Below are 21,258 nucleotides of genomic sequence, written 5' to 3' on the forward strand. Positions count from 1 at the left end.
ACCCCTTCGGGCGGCAGTGACGCGTTCCGTTCATGAACACGCGAGGATTCCATGTTCCATTCATTGCCGGCCCGTTGGCTGGCTGTTCTTCCGGCCATGGCAGCGGCGCTCGCTGCCGCGGCCCAGCCGGCACCGGCCTCCGCGCCGCGCGCTGAAGAGGCAGCCACCCGTGCGCCCACCACGCTGAGCTACAAGTCCGCGCTCGAGGGCTATCGGCCCTTCACCGACGACAAGCCCATTCCCTGGAAGGAGGCCAACGAGACCGTCCGCCAGCGCGGCGGCTGGAAGGCCTATGCCGAAGAGGCGGCGGGTGGGGCAGGTGGCGGCGCCTCCGAGGCACCCGCCGCGCACCAGGGGCACGCGATGCCCATGCCTCCCGCCAGCAAGGAGAAGAAGCCATGAAGCGCGCCTTGCGCCTCACGGCCGCGGCCGCTGCTGCGGCCCTCTTGCTGGCCGGCTGCGCCTCGGTCGGCATCGACGACGCGCTGCAGGACACCAACACCCAGGCCCAGCAGTTCACCGGCGGCAAGCTCGAACTCAGCCGCACGCAGGAACAGCGCGACCGCCGCGCCGCGCTCGCGCAGGAGCTGCTGTCCAGGCCGATTTCGCAAAGCGACGCGGTGCAGCTCGCGCTCACCAACAGCCCCGCGGTGCAGGCGCTGGTCGCGCAGAGCTGGGGCGACATCGCCGCGGCCAACCAGTCGAGCCGGCTGCCCAACCCGGTCTTCAGCTTCGAGCGCATGCGCCTGGGCAGCGAGCTCGAACTCGGGCGGCTCCTGTCCTTCGGCCTCGTGGACCTCATCCTGCTGCCGCAGCGCCTGTCGATCTCGCGCAGCCAATCGAGCCAGGCCAAGGTGCAGCTCACCGGCGCCGTGGTGGACCAGGTCACGCAGGTGCGGCAGGCCTGGGTCCGCGCGGTGGCCGCGCAGCAGATGCTGCGCTATGCCGAGCAGGTCAACCGATCGGCCCAGGCCAGCGCGGAACTCGCGCGGCGCATGCAGCAGATCGGCAACTTCAGCAAGCTGCAGCGCGCGCGCCAGCAGGTCTTCTATGCCGACGCGACCGCGCAGCTGGCCTCGGCGCAGCACGCCGCCACTGCTGCGCGCGAGGAGCTGGTGCGTGCCTTGGGGCTCGACGATGCGCAGGCCGCTCAACTGGCCTTGCCCGATCGGCTGCCCGATCTGCCAAAGGCGCCGCGCGAGGCCAAGGAAGTGGCCGCCACCGCGACCGAGCAGCGGCTGGACGTGCAGCTCGCGCGCGCGCAGCTCGACGTGGCGGGCAAGTCGCAGGGCATCAACCTGCTGTCGACCTTCGTCGACGTGGAGGTGGGCGGCCGGCGCGACACCGTGTTCGACAACGCCGAAGGCACCAAGGGCACGCGGCGCGGCTTCGAGCTCGACATCCGGCTGCCGCTGTTCGACTGGGGCTCGGCGCAGCGCGATGCACTGAACGCGCAATCGCTCGCCGCAGCCAACCGCTACGACGCCACGGTGCGCGGCGCTTCTTCCCAGCTGCGCGAAGGCTACTCGGCCTACCGCACTGCCTACGACATCGCGCGGCACTACCGCGACGAGATCGTGCCGCTGCGCCAGGCCATGGCCGACGAGAACGTGCTTCGCTACAACGGCATGCTGATCGGCGTCTTCGAGCTGCTGGCCGAGGCGCGCGACCAGATCGCGAGCGTGAGCAACGCCATCAACGCCCAGCAGCAGTTCTGGCTGGCCGATGCCGCGCTGGCGGCCTCGGTGATCGGCAAGCCCACGGCCATGGGTGCTTCGACCGCCAGTGCGGGCGCTGAAGCCGCCTCCGCAAATGCCGGCCACTGAGCGCAGCACCTGCACTCACCAAAACGATTCGAACGACATGACAAACAGACGCAACTTTCTCGGCGGCGCCGGCGCCATCACCGGCGCCCTTGCCGCCGCGAGCGTGAGCAAGGTGGCCATGGCCGCGCTGCCCGAGCCCGTGACCCAGACCACGCCCAACACCATGCCGCCGCTCATGCCACCCGGTGGTCGGCCCTACAACCCCGTGGTCACGCTCAACGGCTGGACGCTGCCCTGGCGCATGAACAACGGCGTGAAGGAATTCCACCTGGTGGCCGAGCCTGTGGTGCGCGAGATGGCGCCCGGCTTCAAGGCCAACCTGTGGGGCTACAACGGCCAGTCGCCAGGCCCGACCATCGAGGTGGTCGAAGGCGACCGCGTGCGCATCTTCGTGACCAACAAGCTGCCCGAGCACACCAGCGTGCACTGGCACGGCCAGCGCCTGCCCAACGGCATGGACGGCGTCTCGGGTCTGACCCAGCCGCCGATCCGCCCCGGCAAGACCTTCGTCTACGAGTTCGTCGCGCGCCGCCCCGGCACCTTCATGTACCACCCGCATGCGGACGAGATGACGCAGATGGCCATGGGCATGATGGGCTTCTGGGTGACGCACCCCAAGGCCGAGCATCCGCTGATCGAGAAGGTCGACCGCGACTTCGTGTTCCTGCTCAACGCCTACGACGTGGAGCCCGGCAGCGCCACGCCCAAGATCATGACCATGCTGGACTTCAACCTGTGGTCCTGGAACAGCCGCATCTTTCCGGGCATCGACTCGCTCAACGTGCGGCTCAACGACAAGGTGCGCATCCGCATCGGCAATCTCACGATGACCAACCACCCGATGCACCTGCACGGGCACGAGTTCCTCGTCACCGGCACCGATGGCGGGCCGACGCCCAAAAGCACGCGCCAGTACGAGGTGACCACCGACGTCGCCGTCGGCCAGATGCGCCAGATCGAGTTCCTGGCCGACGAGGAGGGCGACTGGGCCTTCCACTGCCACAAGAGCCATCACACCATGAACGCGATGGGCCACGACGTGCCCACCCTCATCGGCCTGGACCACAAGGACGTGGCCCGGCAGATCACGAACCTGGTGCCCGACTACATGGTGATGGGAGAGCGCGGCATGGCCGACATGGGCGAGATGGAAATGCCCATTCCCGACAACACCGCGCGAATGATGACCGGCGAAGGGCCCTTCGGCTCGGTCGAGATGGGCGGCATGTTCAGCATGGTGAAGGTGCGCAGGAACCAGAAGCCCGGCGACTACAGCAACCCCGGCTGGTTCAAGCACCCCAAGGGCACCGTGGCCTACGAGCTCGACGGACCCGCGCCCGAAACCTCGCGCCAGCGCGATGCCGGCGCGGCCGCGATGCCTGCGCGGAACATGCCCGCGAAGAACATCGAAGTGCAGATCCGCAAGCCCGGCAGCGGCCATTCCGGCCACTGATTTTTTTGTGTCCGTTCCTTCTTTCTCTTTCTTCCAACCAACCTTCCAAAGGAAAACCATGAAGCACAGCATCCTCCGCAACGCTGCCCTCGCAGCACTCTGCGCCCTGGCGGCCGCAGGCGCCTCTGCCACCGGCAACCACGCCGGCGGGCATGGCCACGGCGACGCCGAAGCCGCGATCGGCCAACCCGGCGTGGCCGCCAAGGCCACGCGAACCATCAACGTCGACATGACCGACGGCATGCGCTTCACGCCCGCCGACATCAAGGTGAAGCAGGGCGAGACCGTGCGCTTCGTCGTCAAGAACTCCGGCCAGCTGAAACACGAGCTCGTGCTCGGCACCGAGAAGGAACTCAAGGAGCACTACGAAGCCATGAAGAAGAACCCCGAGATGGAACACGCCGATCCCAACATGGTGACCTTGGCCGCAGGCAAGAGCGGCGAGATCGTGTGGCAGTTCACCAAGGCCGGCAAGGTCGACTTCGCATGCCTGCAACCGGGCCACTACGACGCCGGCATGAAGGGCGCCGTGACGGTGGCCGGCAAGACCGCTGCCGCCAAGTAAGACAACCCAACCTCCAGGAGAAACACGACCATGTCGAAGATTCGCATTGCACTCATGGCGGTGCTGGCCGCGTTCGCTTTCACGGCCTCTGCCGCGGAGCTTGCCGATGGCGAGATCCGCAAGGTGGACAAGGACAACAAGAAACTCACGATCAAGCACGGCCCGCTCAAGAGCCTGGACATGCCCGGCATGACCATGGTTTTTGGAGTAAGCGACGAGACCGTGCTGGACAAGTTCCAGCCGGGGGACAAGGTTCGCTTTGATGCGGGGAAGGCGGATGGGAAGATTGTGGTGACGCATATCGAGCCTGCGCGCTGAGAAGGGCAGGAGCTTCGGCGACCGGGCACCCCGCGTCATCTGGGGTGCTGAGGTGTCTATTGCCCGATCCGACCTTGTGCCGGCCGGCTTCGTCGTCCCTCTAAGAAAACTGTTCGGTCGCCATCGGAGCCGAAAAGAAGATGGTGCCCCGACTATGTCGAATAGTCCAAACCACTCGGCCCGATTTCGTCGATCAAAACAAAATCGTCCACATTTGTCGAATATGGAGGGATATTTAACGCAAAGAGAATGCCCTCCAAATAACCGCGCCTATCTGCTACGCGATTAAGGGGGAGATCGTGCGGGATGGCGCTTCGCCATAGCGAGTCATTGGAAAAATCCGCCAAAACGTAGCTTAATCCGTTGATGATATTCTCTTTTGATATAGGTCCAAATGTCAAAAAACTACGCCTCATTTCTTCAAAGAGAATTTTCTGATTGGCAGTGGAATTAATGTCAAATCGCTCCAGCTCCTCATCGCTTTTGCTCATTAAAAAATCATAGAGGCCTCGTAGGTAGCCAAGATTTAATGAATTCATACGGATAACTGTTTGGATTTAGCCGAAACTGGTTTTTGGACCGTGACGTGCGACATAGTGGCAGGTGACGTCATGCTCGGAGCGCTTGGCGATGCGCCGGCCCCGGGCGTCGTAACTGAAGGTGGTGGTCTTGCCGCAACTGGTCCCGCTGCGCATGCGGTTGAATTTTCATGAGTTGTCGAGCTGATCAAGCAGATCGGCAAATCTCTTGAGTTGATCAGCCAATGCCCTGGCTTCACTTGCGGTGAGCTCAACTGGATCACCAAATTTGCTGATCGACTTCAGCTGAATTGATGATTCTTGCTCGACCCACAAGTCGATGGCGCCGTCTTTGAATGTATGCCGATCCATTGGTCCTCAGTTATTCAAATTCCCTTGGCCTTACCAAGTGGTAATTTGGCAAATCTCTTTGTTCGTGCCATGAATCTCTGGATTTCCTGCGTAAACATCTAAAACAACGCCATACTTAAGTTTCTCAGAAACCAAGGCTAAGTAGTCTACTTGAGTCAATCGTTTTCGCATTGATTCAAGAAGTAGGTGTAATTGGGCTGCCTCTGCTTTTATTGCAGGATATTGCGTATAAATAAACCCGCTTTGAGGCGAAAGACCGGGAAGAATGAGGAGGCATGCATCACTTTGATTGGCTGCAAAATCGAATAAATGTTCGAATAAATGCGCGGTTCCCTGTACTTCCGTGCCATCCTTGAATTTTGTAATATTTTTTATTTTTTCCAGAAGAATTGAAGATTCTGGAAATTGGATCAAATCTATAATTGAATCCGAATCGAGAAATAATTCCTGGAAGTTTTTTTGCTGCAGAAGAGTAAATCTCTTCTCCTGGGCTTTTGTCAAATTGAATGCCATTATTCATACTCCACTGAGGCCTATTTACTCGGTATGCGCGCCGCGGGCATTTACAGCGCTAACCATCTGTCTATCCATGCCTGAAGTGATGACGCGCTATGAGAGTCACCTTGCTATCGGAGTCTTGCTAGTTGAATGGACCATTTCTCATCTGGGACTGAACCGGTGCGAAGGCTTGCACTTGACGAATCTACGGTAACGCCGTGAAGAAGTAGAAGCTCTTGGGTCTATTGCGCACTGTCAGATTGAATTGCTATGGAGTCCCAATGCTTCCTGGGGCAACGCTGTCAACTGAAATCCAGTCGCAATCAAAGGAGAATGAAAAATCATTTTTACAGGATATGCGCACTGACACCGAGTCATTTGGATTTTCAATGTTAAATTGATCCACGGTGTTGGTGTGTCCCCAACCACTTTGAGTAATTTTTTTGACCCCAATAAAAGATATGCCCAAATAAACCACGTCAAAGCCTTGGGGCCATCTGGCGGGAGTTTTTTCTGGTTTATTGCTGGTCATGATTTTCATAGAAACCCTAGGCTCGTCGCGCTTAAATAGGATTTCCATTATTTCCGATCCATTTAAGGATGGAAATTCTTCATACATTGACAATAGTGCTTGGGGATTTATAATTCTATTAGGGGTATTCATTTTTTATTCCGGCAATTGAAATGGTAATGATCGTCCATTCCGTCAACTTTTCCAGTTCGGGTATTTTCTTCTGGGCGAACATTATGATGGGATGGTTGGTCTCCAACTCCACCTTCGCCGTAATAGTGGCCGGCAGAGTGGTCTTGAACGACTACGTTCTTTCCGTTGACCTGATAAGTCAACTCCCGGGTCATGATCGGCTTCTTATTCTCCCCCAGAATCCAACCGCCTGTTGAATCGGTCAGTGGAATCATTTTTTGACCTATGGGTTGCTGAGACATTGAAATTCCAAGCTGTCTGCGAATTTCTCTCAGACTAGCACGCCTAGTGGAATGGCACGTCAACCCAAATGGATCGATCCACTGCACAGGATTTGGCACAAACAGATGAAGGTTCGTGCCTCCTGCCAGCCCAATTGGATCTCCCGAGACGAACCGTCCGCCCACCGGGTCGTAATACCGATACCGGTTGTAGTGCAGCCCCGTCTCGTCGTCAAAGTACTGCCCCTGGAACCGGATCGGATTCCTGAACCCCGCCTTCCGTCCCGCCTCGCTAATTGCCTGCCCGGCTTCGCCCCAGGCCTTGTACTGCGCCGACCAAGCGATCCGCCCCTCATGATCCGCTAGTTCCTGCGGCGCATTCAAGTGGTCGCGTGTTTATGGGGTCGGCATTTTGCGACGTTCGCGATCATTCATAGTGGGAGGACGCAACCTCTTAGCGGAGGAGTGAATTTTTGAAATACCTAATAAAGTCGGGCTCTATATCCGGAAGTATTTTCCTTAGATAAAAGAGGCAATAAAATACCGGGGAGTCTTGGGCTACATCCCAGTCTTCCATCTTCCCGTAGATAATTATTGTGCACCTCGCCAAGTTATACAGATCTGGGTTCGTTTCGCGATTTTCGTCGGCCAGGGCCCACAAGCTATTTCTTATCGCCTTTCTCTCTTCTTCTTTTCCTTCGGCTAACAACCGTATCGATTTTTTAAGGCAATCACGAATATATGTGAGGCTTTTTTTGGGGATTGCCGTGAATTTTTCGTTGTTCGCGAGATCTTCAAGAAAATCCCTGTATATGGAAAGTAAATCTTCAATTGGGATGTTATTTTCGTTGAGCGCCTCTTCCAGTGCATCAAAATCTTCAGAATTTTGGGTGTTCATTTTCCTCGATTCCTTGCATTATCTCGAATTCCGAGAGTTCCTGTTACGTGCCTGCAAGAAGAACAGCACACCATAAGTTTTCCATCATTTCTAAGTGTTTCGGTGGCACTTCCGTTGGTGAGAGCTTGTAGCTGCTCGATGCTTTTAGCATTATTTAACGATGCAATTTTGCTCAATGCGTCTGCCTCGCCGCAATCACCGTGGAAGACGGATCGTTCATCTCGAGGAACAGAGTCATACAGGTCTCGAACAACAGGATGGGAGGCGCCATTTCCGCCCGCTTTTGTGCTATATCCGGCAACTGGTTGAGGCAGATTGCCTCCTTCAATAGTGGTACGAGTTCCCTTGTTGTTCGGTGTAATTCCCTTACCGGCCAGTCCCAACGGGTCTATCCAACCGAGTGGATTGGGGGCGTACTGCTGGAGATTGCTCCCGCCGGCCAGTCCGATGGGATCTTTCGAGACAAACCGCCCGCAACTCGGGTCGTAATACCGGTGTCGGTTGTAGTGCAGCCCCGTCTCGTCGTCAAAGTACTGCCCCTGGAACCGAATCGGATTCCTGAACCCCGCCTTCCGTCCCGCCTCGCTGATCGCCTGCTTGGCTTCGCCCCAGGCCTTGTATTGCGCAGACCAGGCGATCCGCCCCTCATGGTCCGTCAGCTCCTGCGGCGTGCCCAAGTGGTCGCATTGGTAGAACGCGATCTCTTCTCTCGCAAAGGCCTGCGGCGTCTTGAGTTGCTCCCCATTCCATAACGGATCCTGCTCGATGTCGTAGCGCCCGCCATTGGCCGCGATCAGCGCCTTCACGTCGGTGGTCTGGCTCAGCGCCACGGCTTGGGCCTGCCTGATCTGCACCAGCGGCACGAAGGAGCCGGGCTCGTGGATGTAGTGCACGCTGTCACCGCGCCAGGCCTGCAGCTCCTGCTGGCCCTCGGTGCTCTGCGTGCTCTCGAAGGCCAGCGTGTCGCCGTCCCAGCCGAACAAGGTCGTCGCGTGAGAGCTTCGCTTGGCGATGCGCCGGCCCAGCGCGTCGTAGCTGAAGCTTGTGGTCTCACCGAAGGTCTCGGCGCTGCGCATGCGGTTGAAGCCGTCCCAGGTGAAGGTGGTGATTTCTCCGTTGCGGCTGCGCTCGATCAGGTTGCCCCGCTCGTCCCAGGTGTAGTGGGTGCCCGCATAGTCCTTGAGCAGGTTGTCCATCAGCCGACCGGCCATGCTGCGGCCATCACCGCCCAGGCGCACCGCGACGCGGGTGGTCATGCGACCTGCGGCTTGGGTGTCGGCTCCGACGTCGGATGGACTGCCGATGTTGCCCGCCGGATCGAACGCGAAGGTCTCGCGTCCCAGGCGGCTGTGGGCTTCCAGCAGGCGCCCCACGGGGTCGTAGCGGTAGCTCAGGTTGCCGCGGCGGCTGTCGCCGATGGCCACCAGCTGCCCCGCCTTGTCGTAGGCATAGCTGCGGCGGATGCCGACGGCCTCGATCGCGCCGGGCCTGGTCTGCGAAATCTGCTGCTCCAGCAGCCGGCCGGCCGGGTCGTAGTGCAGCTTCTGCGTCAGCCCGTTGCCCTGTTCGCGGCCGATCTCGCGGTGCAGGTCGTCGCGCTCGAAGCCCAGGATGTCCTGGCCGTCCACGAGCAGGCCGTGCACGTGGCCGGAGCCGTAGGTGAGCCATTGGGTGACGTGGCCGTCGGGGCGGATGCTGGCGATGCGCTGGTTGAGCTCGTCGTAGCCGTGCTGCCAGACGGCCGTGTGGCCGTGGTCCAGGTAGTGCTGGTGCTCGCGCACGAGGTTGCCCGCGCGGTCATAGAACCACTGGAGCCTGGCCTCGGCGTTGGTGGCCTCGACCAGGCGGCCGTTGCGGTCGTAGGCGAAGCGCTCGGCATCGTCGCCGGCCTGGCGCTCGCTCAGGCGGCCCAGGGGGTCGAACGCGAGCCGGGTGCTGTGGCCGGCTTCGATGACCTCGGCCAGCACGCCGCTGGCTTCGTCGTAGCGGTACTGGGTGCCCTTGCGGTCGAAGCCGGTTTCTTCGAGCAGCTTGCCGACGGGGTCGTAGCGGAAGTCGTAGCGGCTGCCGTTCTCGTTGTGCAGTTCGCGCAGGCGGCCCAGCAGGTCCCAGTGGTATTTGAGGGTGTGGCCGGCCGCATCGGTGCGCTGGGCGACGAGGCCGGCGCGGGTGTAGCCGTAGCTGGTGCGGCGGCCCAGCGCATCGGTGTGCGCGAGCAGGCGGCCTTCGGCGTCGTGCGCGAAGTACTCGCTGGTGTTGTCGGGGTGGACGATCTCCTCGAGCTGGCCCGGGTGGTTGTTGGCCTGGCCGGGCATCGCGGACTGCGCGGCTTCGCCGGCTTCGGTGTAGCGAAAGCGCGTGGCCTGGCCCAGGGCGTTGGTGATCCTGGCCAGGCGGCCGCGGCCGTCGTAGGCCCACTGGGTGGTCTTGCCCGAGCAGTCGGTGTGGCTGGCCAGCTGGCCGTCGGGGGTGTAGGCGAGGGTCTTGATGCCGCCCTTGGCGTCGGTGATGCGCACGGGGCGCCCGGCGTTGTCGTAGGCGTATTCGGTCTTGTGGCCGAGCGGGTCGATCTCTTCGGTGAGGTTGCCGCTTGCGTCGTAGTCGCGCTTCCAGGCGCCGCCTTCGGCGTCGAGGATGCCGGTGATGCGGTGGCGCGCGTCGTAGGCGTAGTGCACGCTGCTGCCGTCGGCGCGGGTGTGGGTCTTGAGGTTGCCGTGGGCGTCGTAGACGTAGTCGTCGGTGGTGCCGTCGGTGTGGATGTGGCGCGTGATGTTCTTGGCGTCGTCGCGCAGGAACCATTCCTCGCGCTTGTCCGGGTGGATGATCCGGTAGGTGTAGCCGAGCACGTCGTAGTAGTACCAGGTCTCGCCGCCCATGGCGTCGGTCAGGTAGGTGAGGCGGATGTTCTTGTCCCACTCGAGCGTGAGCGCAAAGCTGCCGTCGTCGGACCATTCGCGCACGGCCTTGGCATCGGCGCCGGTGCCGTCGTACTGCAGGTTCATGCCGCGGCCGGTGCGGTCGGTGTAGCGGGTGACGAGGTGGTGGCTGTAGCTGTACTGCCAGCCGGCGCCGTTCTCGTCCTGCGCGGCGACGAGGTCGCCTTCGGCGTCGTGGATGTAGGCGGCCAGCTGGCGCACGACGCGGCCTTCCTTCAGCTCCCACAGGGCCTTGATGAGGCCGGTCTGCGCATCGGGCTGGGTGCCGACATGGGCGATGATGGCCTCGCCCTGCCTGCTGATGATGTCGCTGAGCACCTGCTCGCCGGTGGCCGCGATCACGTGGTCGTAGCGCAGGCCGACGGCGGCGCCGCTGTTCGTGTGCTGCGCCACCAGCCGGAAGTGCTGCTTGCCTTGCGCGGCGGCCTTGGCGGGCACGGTGTCGACCAGCTCGTAGGTCTCGCGCCAGTCGGGGGCCTGGCCGGCCGGCATGGGCTTGCCGAAATCGACCGCGAGCAGCCGTTCGCCGAGGCGGGTGAGGGTGATCTCCTCGATCGGGTTGCGATGGCTCTGGCCCACGGCCAGCAGCGGGAAGGCGTGGCTGCGGCCGTCGGCACCGCGATAGATCAGGCTCATCTGGCCCTGGCGGCGGCCCCTGGCGGGCTTGGCAACATCGACGCGCGTGCTGAAGGGCGTGATCCAGCGCGCGCCGAGGCTGCCCTGGTCGAAGGCGGCAAGATCGCTGCGGTAGGTGCGCGTCCAGGTGATGGGCAGGGGGGCGCCCAGCACGAAGTCGGTGTGGTCGAAGCTCTCGCAGCCGGTGGCCAGGCTGATGGCGCCGCCCGCGGCGGCGCTCGTGCAGTTCTTGCAGCCGGGGTCGCCGCCGGCTGGCACCTGGGCGGAGGTGGCGGCCTGTTCGCCGCCGGGCTTCTTGCTTTCGACCTGCGTTCCGTTGTTCGCGGAAATGTTGGCGCTGTGCTTTCCCTTGCGCCTGAGCAATGCATCCTTGAGGATCTTGATCATCCACTTGATGCCGTACTGCAGGCTCTCGTCGCCCAGCCGCATGATCTGCCGGCGGGCCGCGCCCTTGAGGTCGGTCAGGCTGGCGACGGTGTCCCGGATCATGGCCTTGGCGCTGTCGGGCAGCGCATAGTGGCTCGCGGTGGCCGCCGCGTAGTTGGCGGATTTCTTCGCGGCCTCGGCCGCGGCGGCCATCATGCGGCTCCAGGTGCTCTGGGTCTTGGGGTCGTAGGTGTTCCGCTCGGCAGCGGCGCCGGTTGCGAACACCGGCTTCTCGCCCAGCGCCACCTGCAGCGCGCCGATCAGCGCATCGGCGATGCCGTCGACCTTTTTTGCGCAGGACTGCAGGAAGTCGTCGAGGTAGCCGAGCGCCTCGTCCACGAACTTGTCGAGCGTGCCGGCGATGGTGTCGTTCAGGTGCGTGATGAGCACGGCAATGAACGCCTCGCCGATGTTCGGCACCGCGTTCTTGGCCGACTTGGCGATCTCCTGCTTGAGCAGGTGCAGCATGGGCCGCAGGCTCATGCGCGCTGCGCCGGTGGCGGGCGGAAACGGGATCACGCCCAGCAGGTTGATGGCCAGGCTGACCCACTGCAGCACGTCGCTGTACGCCTTCTTGGTGACCATCTCGATGAGGTCCCAGACCGCGTCGATGAGCGCCATGATGTTGCCGATGACCGGCAGGCTGCCCGCGAAGGTTGCCAGCACGTTCAGCGTGACGTAGTCGTTGGTGAGCTTGCGCAGCCACTTGTCGATCTTGGCGGCGCCGGCGCCGATGTCTTCCTCGCCGATGGTGTTGAGCGGTGCCACCGCGGTCTGGCGCTCGCGCTCCTTGGCTTGCGCGTCGTTCTGGGGGGCCTGGTCAGCCATTCGCGGATCTCTCCCGTGTTCTCTTGTGGTCGTCGTCTTGCGGTGCCGGCGATCAGCCCGCAAAGCCCGGCGTCTGGCCGCGCGGCAGCGTGGCCAGGGACTTCAGCGAGGGCATCGAAGGCAGCGACGCGGGCAGCTTGGGCACCATGGCGCCCACGGTCTGCGCGGCCATGCCGCTGGCCGCCTGGCCGACCTGGCCCAGCAATGCCTTGGCGCCGCCTTGCTGGATGGCCTGCACGGCACCGACGGCCTGCTGCGCGGTGCTCGCTGCCTCGCTGGCCTGGCTTTCGAGGCCGCCCGCCTGGCCCAGCAGGCCCGCCGCTGCGCTGCCGAGTCCGCCCGTTCCGCCGACGAAGCCCGCTCCACCGCCTCCCGCGTCGACGGACTTGTCGCTCGCAGGCCGGGTGGGCCAGCGGTTCGGCTGGCCGAAGTAGCTGCCGGTGTCCCAGGGGTCGCTCGGATCGCCGCCGAACGTGACCTTGGCCTGCCCGAGCGGAAGGCCCGCCACGGAGGCGAAGCCGTTCGCGTCCAGCTTGCCCGTGTGCGTGCCCCCGTCGGAGTCCACCACCGTGTAGTCGCCTTGCTTCACGCCTTGGCGCGTGGCGCCGTCGGCCTTGACGTACTGGTGGTACAGGTCGAGCTGGCCTCTCGGAAGCTGGGGCGGCTGCGGCAGCCGGGGCTGTCCGTCGCTCTTGGGCCCCACCATCGAATGCGAAGCCGCATGCGCGCGCCACAGCCCGTTGGTGCCGCTCTCGATGCCGCCGGCCGTCCAGCGCGTGTAGCTGGAGCCGCCGTTGATGAGCACCTCTTCCTTCGCCGTGATGGTGATCCGGTTGGCCTCCATCTTGATGTCCAGCTTGGCCAGCGCGTTGATGCTGTCCTTGAGCGCCGTGAGGTCGATGTCGGCGGCCGCCGCCGCCAGGCGGATGCCGTGGTTGAAGGCGACCATGCGCACCGCGTCCTTGGCGCTCACCAGGAAGCTGTTGCCCGTGGCCACGCTGGTGTGCGCACCGCTGCTGATGGCCGTGTGCTCCACGCTCACGAGGTGGGTGCTGGCGGCCGTGGTGGCCTGGATGCCGGCCGGGCTCGCCAGGGTCAGGTGCGGCTCCTGGAACTCCGGGAACTCGCCCGGGCCCGAGGGGCCGCCTTGTCCCCTGATCGCGTCGTTCTGCGCCTTCAGCGCGCGGGCCACCTCGTCCTGGTCGCCGGCCTCGTGAGCCTTGGCCTGCTGCGCCACCTGCGCCAGGCTCTCGTGCAGGTCGCGCCCCTCGGTGAGCCTGGCGATGGTCTCGCGCATGTCGGTGATGTGGCCCTGCGCATTGGGCCGCGCCTCGGTGCTCAGCAGCAGGCCGCGGGCGGCGCGCACGGCGCCATGCCCGTCGGTGCGCAGCTCGAAGCCCTGGCCGCGGTCGTCCTTGCGCCCGGCCGTGTCCTCGATGCGCCCGATGTGGCCCAGGCTCAGGCTGGTGCTCTGGTGGTCGCTCTTGAGCTGGGCCTGCACCTTGCCGCTCGAATCGTCGAGCGCGAGGTGGTTGCTCTTGCCGCCGCCGAGCTCGCGGCTGCGGATGCCGGTGAGCTGCTTCTGCTGAGGCAGTTGCCAGGCGGGCATCTCGTCGGCGTTGTGCACCCGGCCGGTGACGATCGGATAATCGGGATCGCCGTTCAGGAAGTCGACGATCACCTCCTGCCCGATGCGCGGCAGCGCGGCCGCGCCGAAGGTGGCGCCGGCCCAGGCGGTGGACACGCGCAGCCAGCAGCTCGAATTCTCGTTGCGCTGGCCCAGGCGGTCCCAGTGGAACTGCACCTTGATGCGGCCGTAGGGATCGGTCCAGATCTCCTCGCCGGCCGGGCCGACCACCACGGCGGTCTGCGGGCCGCGGGTGCGGGGCTTGGGCGTGCTGCGGCGCGGGCGCCAGGCGTAGCTGGTGGGCTGGGCCTCGAAGGCAAAGCGCTGCACCGAGCCTTCGGAGGCATTGGCGCCTTCGCTGGCCTGCAGGTTCTCCTGAAGGTCGTAGTCCACGGCCAGCAGCAGGTGCTGGCGGTTCTGGTCCTCGCGCGGATGGTCCCGCAGGCGGAAGGTGTGGCCCGGCGCCAGTTCGCGCAGGTTGGAACGGCCGCTGACCCGGCTGCGCTGGCTCAGTTGCTCTTCGGTGCGGAGGCGCGCGTAGGTCTCGCCGTCGTCGTGCTGCAGGTAGTCGCCCGGCCATTCGTACTGCTCGAAGCCGTCGTGCTCGTGGCCCGGCGGCATCTGGCGCCGGCTGGCGAGGTCGGCCTGGGGCTTCTCGAAGTCGTAGTGGTTGCGAAAGTGATGGCCGGGGCGGATCTCCTCGGCCTGCGCCCATTCGTAGATGCGCTCGCTGGCCTCCAGCCCGCCGGTCATGCCGGCTTTCTCGTGCGGGTGGTAGCGCACGGTCTCGCCGCCGGGCAGCGGGGCGTGGGAGGCGGCGATGTCGTCGGCGAAGACCAGCACATGCTGCTCCGCTTCGTGTCTGAACCAGAAGTAGATGCCTTCGTGCTCGCACAGGCGCGAGATGAAGTCGAAGTCGCTCTCGCGGTACTGCACGCAGTAGGTCCAGGGGCGGTAGCTGCGGTGGAGCTTCTGCTCCATCGGATGGCCGTAGCGGCCCAGCACGGCCGCAACGATCTCGGGCACGGTCTGGTCCTGGAAGATGCGGAAGTCGGAGCGGCGCGTGGCCAGCCAAAGCCACGGGCGAAGCCGCATGCTGTAGAAGGCCTGGCGGTCGTCTTCGTGCGACAGGCCGAAGCGGGTGACGAGGCCGCCAAGGTGACGCACGCCGCTCTCGGTCTCCATCACGACGGTGGCGGGCTTGCCCAGGATGGACTTGGGGTCCAGCGCATTGCTGCTGCCCAGCAGGTCCAGGTCGAAGGCGTAGGCCTGGCTGAGCGCCTCGCGCCCCGCCAGCCGGTGGAATTGCAGTGCCTCGCCCAGCGGCGTCTGGATGGTGACGCGGCGCTTCACGAGCCGCCACCTTGCAGGAACGTGGTGTCCATGTGACCTCCCTGATCTTTTTCTTCTTCTGGAGAAGAAACTAGCCAATCAACTGTCTGGATGCAATGTGTGTGACAGGACGCATCAAAACAGCTGGATTATGCAAGAGGCCTTGACTCATTCCCTGGTAATTCGGCACGGATCGGGGCTATTTGATCGCAGTTGCCGAAAGATGTAATCCATACGGGCTACATCGCGCGCATTCTGCGAAGCCCGATGAAGCCCTTCGGGTTAACCCGCGAGCGCGCGCATCTCCGCGATGAGGTCGGCCTTGCCTTCGAACCCGATGCCGGGCAGCGGCGGCAGCGTGACGTAGCCGTCCTGCACCTTCACGCCGTCAGGGAAGCCGCCATAGGGCTGGAACAGGTCGGGGTAGCTTTCGTTGCCGCCGAGGCCCAGGCCCGCCGCAATGGCCAGCGACATCTGGTGGCCGCCGTGCGGAATGCAGCGCGAGGGCGACCAGCCGTGCTCCTTCAGCATGTCGAGCGTGCGCAGGTACTCGACGAGGCCGTAGCTCAGCGCGCAGTCGAACTGCAGCCAGTCGCGGTCGGGCCGCATGCCGCCGTGGCGGATCAGGTTGCGCGCGTCCTGCATCGAGAACAGGTTCTCGCCCGTGGCCATGGGGCCGGCGTAGACCTCGCCGAGCTTGGCCTGCAGCTCGTAGTCGAGCGGATCGCCGGCTTCCTCGTACCAGAAGAGCGGGTATTGCGAGAGCGCGCGGCCGTAGTCGATGGCGGTGGCCAGGTCGAAGCGGCCGTTGGCGTCCACCGCCAGCTGCTGGCCGGGGCCGAGGATCCTGAGCACCGACTCGATGCGCTCGCAGTCCTGCGCGAGCGTGGCGCCGCCGATCTTCATCTTGACCACCGAGTAGCCGCGCTCCAGGTAGCTGGCCATCTCGCGCTGCAGGCCTTCGACGCCCTTGCCGGGGTAGTAGTAGCCGCCCGCGGCATAGACGAACACGCGCGGGTCGGGCGTGCCGCTGCCGTAGCGTTCGGCCAGCAGCTGGTAGAGCGGCTTGCCGGCGATCTTGGCGACCGCGTCCCACACGGCCATGTCGATGGTGCCCACGGCCACCGAACGCTCGCCGTGGCCGCCGGGCTTCTCGTTGATCATCATGCGGGCCCAGATCCTGTGCGGATCGAGGTTGTCGCCGGTCTCGTCGAGGAGCGAGGCGGGCTCGGCCTCGAGCAGGCGCGGCAGGAAGCGCTCGCGGATCAGCCCGCCCTGGCCGTAGCGCCCGTTGGAGTTGAAGCCGTAGCCCACCACCGGCCGGCCGTCGCGGATCACGTCGGTGACCACCGCCACGAGGCTCAGGGTCATCTTGGAGAAGTCGATGTAGGCGTTGCGGATGTCCGACTTGATGGGACGCGTGGACTCGAGGATGTTGACGATCTTCATGGTGCTTGTAGCTGGAGGAAAAAAAGAACTCAGCGGTGCAGCGACGCACCGCCGCAGATGGCGATGTCCTGGCCGGTGATGGCCGCGGCCGGCGCCGAAAGAAGAAAGGCCACCAGCGCAGCGATTTCCGCGGGCTGGATCAGCCGGCCGATGGGCGGCAGGCGCGGCGCGCTGCCGGCGCGCGCCGGGTCCTGCAGCATCGCGGTCTGCGTGGCGCCGGGCGACACCACGTTGAGGGTGACGCCGCGCTCCGCGACCTCGGCCGCCCAGCTGCGCGCGAGCGCGACCAGCGCCGCCTTGGTGGCGGCGTACTGGCCGCGGCCCGGCATGCCGTGCGCCACGCGGCTGCCGACGAACACCACGCGGCCATGGCCGCGCGCGGCCATTGCGGGCACCAGCGCATCGGCCAGCCGCGTGGCGGCATCGACATGCAGGCGCCACATCAGCTCGCCGCCCGCATGGTCGAGCTGCCCGAGCGGGCCCACGCGCAGCACGCCGGCCGCATGCACGAGCGCGCCGGCATCCTGGAGAGCGGCCGCGGCGCGCGCGATGGCCTCGGCGCTCGACAGGTCGGCCGCCGCGTGCGTGAAGCCCGCGTGCGAGAGCGTGGGCGCCGCCAGGTCGAGCCCGCTCACGCGCCAGCCTTCTTCGAGCAGGTGCAGCGCAATGGCGCGGCCGATGCCGCTGCTGCTGCCCGTCACCACGGCATGCGGGGCTGCTGCCGCTTCATTCGACACGGATGTTGCCCTCCACGATGATCTTCTTCGAGCGCTCCATGTCGGCCTGCTGGAACTTCGCGAAGTCGTCGACGCTGCCCGGCGTGAGCAGCAGGCCCTGTGCGTTGAGCGTCTCGCGCATGTCGGTGCCCAGCGCCTTGTTCACTTCGGCATTGAGCCGCTGCGTGATCGCGGCCGGCAGCCTGGCCGGACCCCACAGGCCATACCAGCTGTAGAACTCGTAGCCCGGAATGGTCTCGCCCACCGTGGGCACGTTCGGCAGGCTGGTGGCGCGCTGGGCCGAGGTGACGGCCACCACGCGCAGCATGCCGCTCTTGTGGTATTGCAGCGAGCCCAGGATCGGATCGATGAAGCCGTCGATCTGCCCGCCGATCAGGTCCTGGAAGGCCGGCGCCGTGCCCTTGTACGGCACGATCAGGTAGTCGAGCCCGCCCGCGCGCTTGAGCAGCTCGGTCGACAGGTGGCCGGCCGAGCCGATCGAGCCCACGGCGAAGGTCATCTTGCCCGGATGCGCCTTGGCGTAGGCGATGAGCGACTTGACGTCGGTGATCGGCAGGTTCTTGTTGATGGCCACCGACAGCGGCGCCTTGGCAACCAGCGCCACCGGCGTGAAGTCGCGCGCGACCTCGTAGGGCACGGACTTCATCGTCATCGGCGCCGTGGTGAAGGTCGAGGCGTTGAACAGCAGCGTGTAGCCGTCGGCCGGCGCCTTCGACACCACGTCGGCGCCGATCACGCCATTGCCGCCGGGCCGGTTCTCCACGATGAAGGGCTGGCCCAGCTGGTCGCCGAGCTTCTGCGCGAGCAGGCGGCCGACGGTGTCGAGCGTGCCGCCGGGCGGGAACGGGATCACCATGCGCACGGGGCGGGCGGGCCAGGGCTGGGTCTGCGCAAAGCCGGAGGATGCCGCGGCGAGCGCGAGGGCCGCGAGCGCGGCGCGCAGGAAATGGGTGCGTTGCATGTCTCTTGTCTCCTTGTGTTTTTCGGGGGGAGGGCGGCGTGCCTTCCGTGTGTTCGCTCAGCGCCTCGACAGCCCGGCCTGCGCCACGGCGGCGCGCAGCGCGTCCATCTCGCGCGCATTGGGCGCCTCGGTCGGCGGGCGCACCGTGGCGTTGTCGAGCACGCCGGCCAGGTACATGCCGCCCTTCATGCGCGCATGCGCCTCGCCGGTCGGCTCGCCGCCGCCGTACACCGCGTCCTTCAGCGGCGTGATCAGGGCCTGCACCGCCATCGCCTTCTTCAGGTCGCCGGCCTTGACCGCGTTCCACAGGTCGATGATCAGTTGCGGGATGAAAGTGGCAAAGCCGACCAGCGCGCCGTCCACGCCTTGCACCATCGAAGCCAGCAGGTACTCGTCGTGGCAGGTGAGGATGGCCTTGGAGGCGTCGGCCTCGCGGATCGCCTGGATGTCGCGGGCGTACTTGTTCATGTCGCGCTGGCCGACCTTGAAGGCCTGCAGGTAGGGCAGGCGGGCCAGCTCGGCCAGCAATTGCGACGAATAGGAGGCGCGGGTCCAGGCCGGGTACACGTGGCAGACCAGGTCGAGCTCCGGCGCCGCGCGGTGGATGGCCTCGAAGTACTGCAGCGCATGGCCTGGCGTGAAGCCGAAGCGCAGCCAGTGGTGCGGCGGCATCACGTCGAGCGCGGCCGCGCCGGCGGCCTGGGCGGCGCGCGCATGCTCGGCGGCCTCGGCCAGGCCTTCGCACACGATCGACGAGATCACCGGCATGCGGCCGCGCAGCTCGTCGGCGACGATGCGCGTCACCTCGGCGCGTTCGGCCGGCGTCAGCGAGAACACCTCGCCGGTGTGGCCGTTGGTCATGACCGCCACCACGCCGTCGTGCCCCGCCAGCCACGAGGCCAGCTTGCGCAGGGCCGGCTCATCGATGCGGTGGTCCGCGGTGAAAGGGCAGGAAATGGCGGGAATGATCCCGCGATAATTCGCGATGGAAGGCATGCTGTGTCTCCGTTGGGGTTCAAGGTGCAGGAATGCCCGCATCTTTGGCCGGCGGGGCCTGCACCGTCCAATACTCGAATCGCATACAACTATTCAACCGCTCGCACTGCGCATGGGCCCCGGCAACCGACCCCTCGACCTCGAATGGCTGGAAGACTTCCTGGCCCTGGCCGAGAGCGGCAATTTCTCGCGCGCGGCGCAGGCGCGCTCCATCGCCCAGCCGGCCTTCAGCCGCCATATCCGCGCGCTCGAGGAGTGGGTGGGGGTCGACCTGTTCGACCGCAGCGCGCACCCGGCCGCGCTCACGGCGGCGGGCAAGCGCTTCCAGCCGCTGCTGCAGGAGGTGCTGGCCGCGCTGGAGGCCGCGCGCATCAAGACGCGCGCGGCGCACGACATGGCCGCGGCGAGCCTGAGCTTTGCCGCCACGCACGTGCTGTCGCTGACCTTCTTTCCGCGCTGGCTGGCCAGCGTGGAGGCGCGGCTGAGCCTGGGGCCGATCCAGACCATCTCCGACAGTTCGCAGGCCTGCGAAGACCTGATGCTGCAGCGCCGCGTGCAGTTCGTGCTGTGCCATGGCCATGCGCATGCGCCCGGCCGGCTCGACGAAGCGCAGTACCCGATGCAGCGCTTGAGCGACGACGTGCTCGTGCCGGTGGCGGCGCCGGATGCGCGCGGCCTGCCGCTGCATGCGCTGGGCACGCAGCAGGCGCCGTCGGTGCTGGCCTACAGCGAGGCCTCGGGGCTGGGGCGGATCATGCGGGCGATCCAGGACATCGAGTTCGGCAAGGACTTCGCGCCTTCGCTGTCGGTGGTCTTCACGGCGCACCATGCCGCGCTGCTGCGGACCATGGCGCTCGAAGGGCGCGGCCTCGCATGGCTGCCGATGAGCCTGGTGGCGGACGACCTGCGCGGCGGCACGCTGGTGGATGCCGGTGCAGGCGGCTGGCGGGTGCCGGTGGACATCCGGCTGTACCGGCAGCAGGCCCACATGGCGCCCATGGCCGAGGCGCTGTGGGACCTGGTGAAGGACGGCGCCTGAGCGCCCTCAGACGCTGCTGAGCGTCGGCAGCAGCGCCAGCAGTGCGCGCACCAGCGGCGAATCGTCCGCCTTGCGCCACACCGCCAGGGTGTCGATGTAGGTCTTCTCGCCCTTGAGCGAGCGGTACGCCACGCCTTCGCGGTGCAGCGCCTTGACGCAGGCCGGCACCAGCGCCACGCCCAGCCCGCCCGAGACCAGGCTCACGATGGTGTGCATCTGGCGCGCCGGAAACAGGCGCGGGCTGAAGCCGCGCCGCATGCAGGTGGCCACGATCGCATCGAACACCTGCGGCCCGAAGTGCCGCTCGAAGCCCAGGAAGCGCTCGCCCGAGAATTTTTCGAGCGCAATGCTGCCGGGCCGCACCAGCGGATGCGCCTCGGGCATCGCGAGGATCAGCGCATCCTTCTGCACCAGCCGCGAGCCCAGCGAGGCGGGCATGCTGGACGGCTGCAGCACCAGGCCCACGTCGAGCCGGCCCGATTCGACGTCGCCGATGATCTGGTCGGTCGTGCCCTCCCACAGCGCGATCTCGGCCCGCTCGTTCTCGTCCGAGAACTGCCGCAGCACCCGCGGCAAGAACGAATAGGCCGGCAGGCTGATGAAGCCGATCGAGATCGATCCCATGAGCCCGGCCGCGGCCTCCTGCGCGCGCCGGCGCAGCGTGTCCATGCCGAGCAGCACGGCGCGCGCATCGCGAAGCGCTTCGTCCCCAGCGCGCGTGATCGCGATGCGGCGCGAGGTGCGCTCGAACAGCGTGACGCCCAGTTCTTCCTCCATCTCCTTGATCGCGAGGCTCACGGGCGGCTGCGACAGGTTCAGGCGCTGCGCCGCGCGCCCGAAGTGCAGCTCTTCGGCCACGGCGATAAGGCAGCGGAGGTGGCGGATTTCCATCTATCTGAATTTTGTATTGATCGATACG

18 protein-coding genes and 1 pseudogene are annotated in these 21,258 nt (G+C 65.1%); 6 read left to right on the top strand and 13 right to left on the bottom strand.

The annotated features are described in order from the left end of the window. The first annotated feature begins 51 nt into the window (after positions 1 to 51). Genes AC1DSC_RS17005 through AC1DSC_RS17025 form a run of 5 tightly spaced genes read left to right on the top strand, consistent with a single transcriptional unit; the run spans position 52 to position 4,162 of the window. Positions 52 to 402 (top strand): hypothetical protein, encoded by a 351-nt coding sequence (locus tag AC1DSC_RS17005; RefSeq protein ID WP_015865739.1) that lies wholly within the window; start codon positions 52 to 54, stop codon positions 400 to 402. Then, complete coding sequence (locus AC1DSC_RS17010; RefSeq protein ID WP_015865738.1) at positions 399 to 1,826, top strand: TolC family protein; 1,428 nt, start codon at positions 399 to 401, stop codon at positions 1,824 to 1,826. Before AC1DSC_RS17005 ends, AC1DSC_RS17010 begins: the two co-directional genes overlap by 4 nt. A gap of 37 nt (positions 1,827 to 1,863) precedes the next feature. Next, positions 1,864 to 3,279, top strand: a complete 1,416-nt coding sequence (locus AC1DSC_RS17015) for a copper oxidase (protein WP_015865737.1) — start codon at positions 1,864 to 1,866, stop codon at positions 3,277 to 3,279. A gap of 58 nt (positions 3,280 to 3,337) precedes the next feature. Next, entirely contained in the window at positions 3,338 to 3,844 is a 507-nt protein-coding gene (locus AC1DSC_RS17020; RefSeq protein ID WP_015865736.1) for a cupredoxin family protein, read from the top strand. A gap of 30 nt (positions 3,845 to 3,874) precedes the next feature. After that, on the top strand, positions 3,875 to 4,162 hold the full coding sequence (locus tag AC1DSC_RS17025; RefSeq protein ID WP_015865735.1) for a copper-binding protein: 288 nt from the start codon (positions 3,875 to 3,877) through the stop codon (positions 4,160 to 4,162). A 152-nt stretch (positions 4,163 to 4,314) separates the two neighbouring features. Here the strand turns inward: AC1DSC_RS17025 and AC1DSC_RS17030 are convergent, their stop codons facing one another. From AC1DSC_RS17030 to AC1DSC_RS17085, 12 genes and pseudogenes are all read right to left on the bottom strand, one after another. Beyond that, positions 4,315 to 4,653 carry a hypothetical protein gene (locus AC1DSC_RS17030; protein ID WP_150106889.1) on the bottom strand — a complete coding sequence of 113 codons (339 nt, stop codon included), beginning with the start codon at positions 4,651 to 4,653 and terminating at the stop codon, positions 4,315 to 4,317. Positions 4,654 to 4,869: 216 nt separating this feature from the next. Further along, the gene (locus AC1DSC_RS17035) at positions 4,870 to 5,052 is read right to left on the bottom strand and encodes a hypothetical protein (RefSeq protein WP_086012243.1); all 183 of its coding nucleotides are present in this window, start codon (positions 5,050 to 5,052) and stop codon (positions 4,870 to 4,872) included. A 30-nt stretch (positions 5,053 to 5,082) separates the two neighbouring features. Continuing rightward, on the bottom strand, positions 5,083 to 5,565 hold the full coding sequence (locus AC1DSC_RS17040; protein ID WP_150106887.1) for a hypothetical protein: 483 nt from the start codon (positions 5,563 to 5,565) through the stop codon (positions 5,083 to 5,085). 253 nt (positions 5,566 to 5,818) lie between these two features. Further along, positions 5,819 to 6,214 carry an immunity 50 family protein gene (locus AC1DSC_RS17045; protein WP_080515781.1) on the bottom strand — a complete coding sequence of 132 codons (396 nt, stop codon included), beginning with the start codon at positions 6,212 to 6,214 and terminating at the stop codon, positions 5,819 to 5,821. After that, positions 6,211 to 6,864: pseudogene (locus AC1DSC_RS17050) on the bottom strand (RHS repeat-associated core domain-containing protein); the annotation flags it as partial. The gene AC1DSC_RS17045 and the pseudogene AC1DSC_RS17050, both read right to left, overlap by 4 nt. A gap of 64 nt (positions 6,865 to 6,928) precedes the next feature. After that, positions 6,929 to 7,372, bottom strand: coding sequence for a hypothetical protein (locus AC1DSC_RS17055; RefSeq protein WP_015865734.1), 444 nt, complete (start codon positions 7,370 to 7,372; stop codon positions 6,929 to 6,931). After that, positions 7,369 to 12,198: an RHS repeat-associated core domain-containing protein gene (locus tag AC1DSC_RS17060; RefSeq protein WP_015865733.1), complete on the bottom strand. Its 4,830-nt coding sequence runs from the start codon at positions 12,196 to 12,198 to the stop codon at positions 7,369 to 7,371. The genes AC1DSC_RS17055 and AC1DSC_RS17060 overlap by 4 nt, the downstream gene beginning before the upstream one ends. Before the next feature lie 52 nt (positions 12,199 to 12,250). Beyond that, the gene (locus tag AC1DSC_RS17065) at positions 12,251 to 15,178 is read right to left on the bottom strand and encodes a type VI secretion system tip protein VgrG (protein WP_015865732.1); all 2,928 of its coding nucleotides are present in this window, start codon (positions 15,176 to 15,178) and stop codon (positions 12,251 to 12,253) included. 261 nt (positions 15,179 to 15,439) lie between these two features. Then, the gene (locus tag AC1DSC_RS17070; protein ID WP_015865731.1) at positions 15,440 to 16,606 is read right to left on the bottom strand and encodes a mandelate racemase/muconate lactonizing enzyme family protein; all 1,167 of its coding nucleotides are present in this window, start codon (positions 16,604 to 16,606) and stop codon (positions 15,440 to 15,442) included. A 29-nt stretch (positions 16,607 to 16,635) separates the two neighbouring features. Continuing rightward, positions 16,636 to 17,343: an SDR family oxidoreductase gene (locus AC1DSC_RS17075; protein WP_015865730.1), complete on the bottom strand. Its 708-nt coding sequence runs from the start codon at positions 17,341 to 17,343 to the stop codon at positions 16,636 to 16,638. Continuing rightward, complete coding sequence (locus tag AC1DSC_RS17080; protein ID WP_015865729.1) at positions 17,333 to 18,304, bottom strand: tripartite tricarboxylate transporter substrate binding protein; 972 nt, start codon at positions 18,302 to 18,304, stop codon at positions 17,333 to 17,335. The genes AC1DSC_RS17075 and AC1DSC_RS17080 overlap by 11 nt, the downstream gene beginning before the upstream one ends. Before the next feature lie 57 nt (positions 18,305 to 18,361). Next, positions 18,362 to 19,300: a dihydrodipicolinate synthase family protein gene (locus tag AC1DSC_RS17085; RefSeq protein ID WP_015865728.1), complete on the bottom strand. Its 939-nt coding sequence runs from the start codon at positions 19,298 to 19,300 to the stop codon at positions 18,362 to 18,364. A gap of 112 nt (positions 19,301 to 19,412) precedes the next feature. Here AC1DSC_RS17085 and AC1DSC_RS17090 point away from each other — a divergent pair, with 112 nt between their 5' ends. Further along, entirely contained in the window at positions 19,413 to 20,339 is a 927-nt protein-coding gene (locus tag AC1DSC_RS17090) for a LysR family transcriptional regulator (protein ID WP_015865727.1), read from the top strand. Between the two features lie 6 nt (positions 20,340 to 20,345). Here the strand turns inward: AC1DSC_RS17090 and AC1DSC_RS17095 are convergent, their stop codons facing one another. Next, positions 20,346 to 21,230, bottom strand: a complete 885-nt coding sequence (locus tag AC1DSC_RS17095) for a LysR family transcriptional regulator (protein WP_015865726.1) — start codon at positions 21,228 to 21,230, stop codon at positions 20,346 to 20,348. Positions 21,231 to 21,258 lie beyond the last annotated feature (28 nt).

The sequence above is a fragment of the Variovorax sp. 01N425 genome, assembly GCF_056399465.1.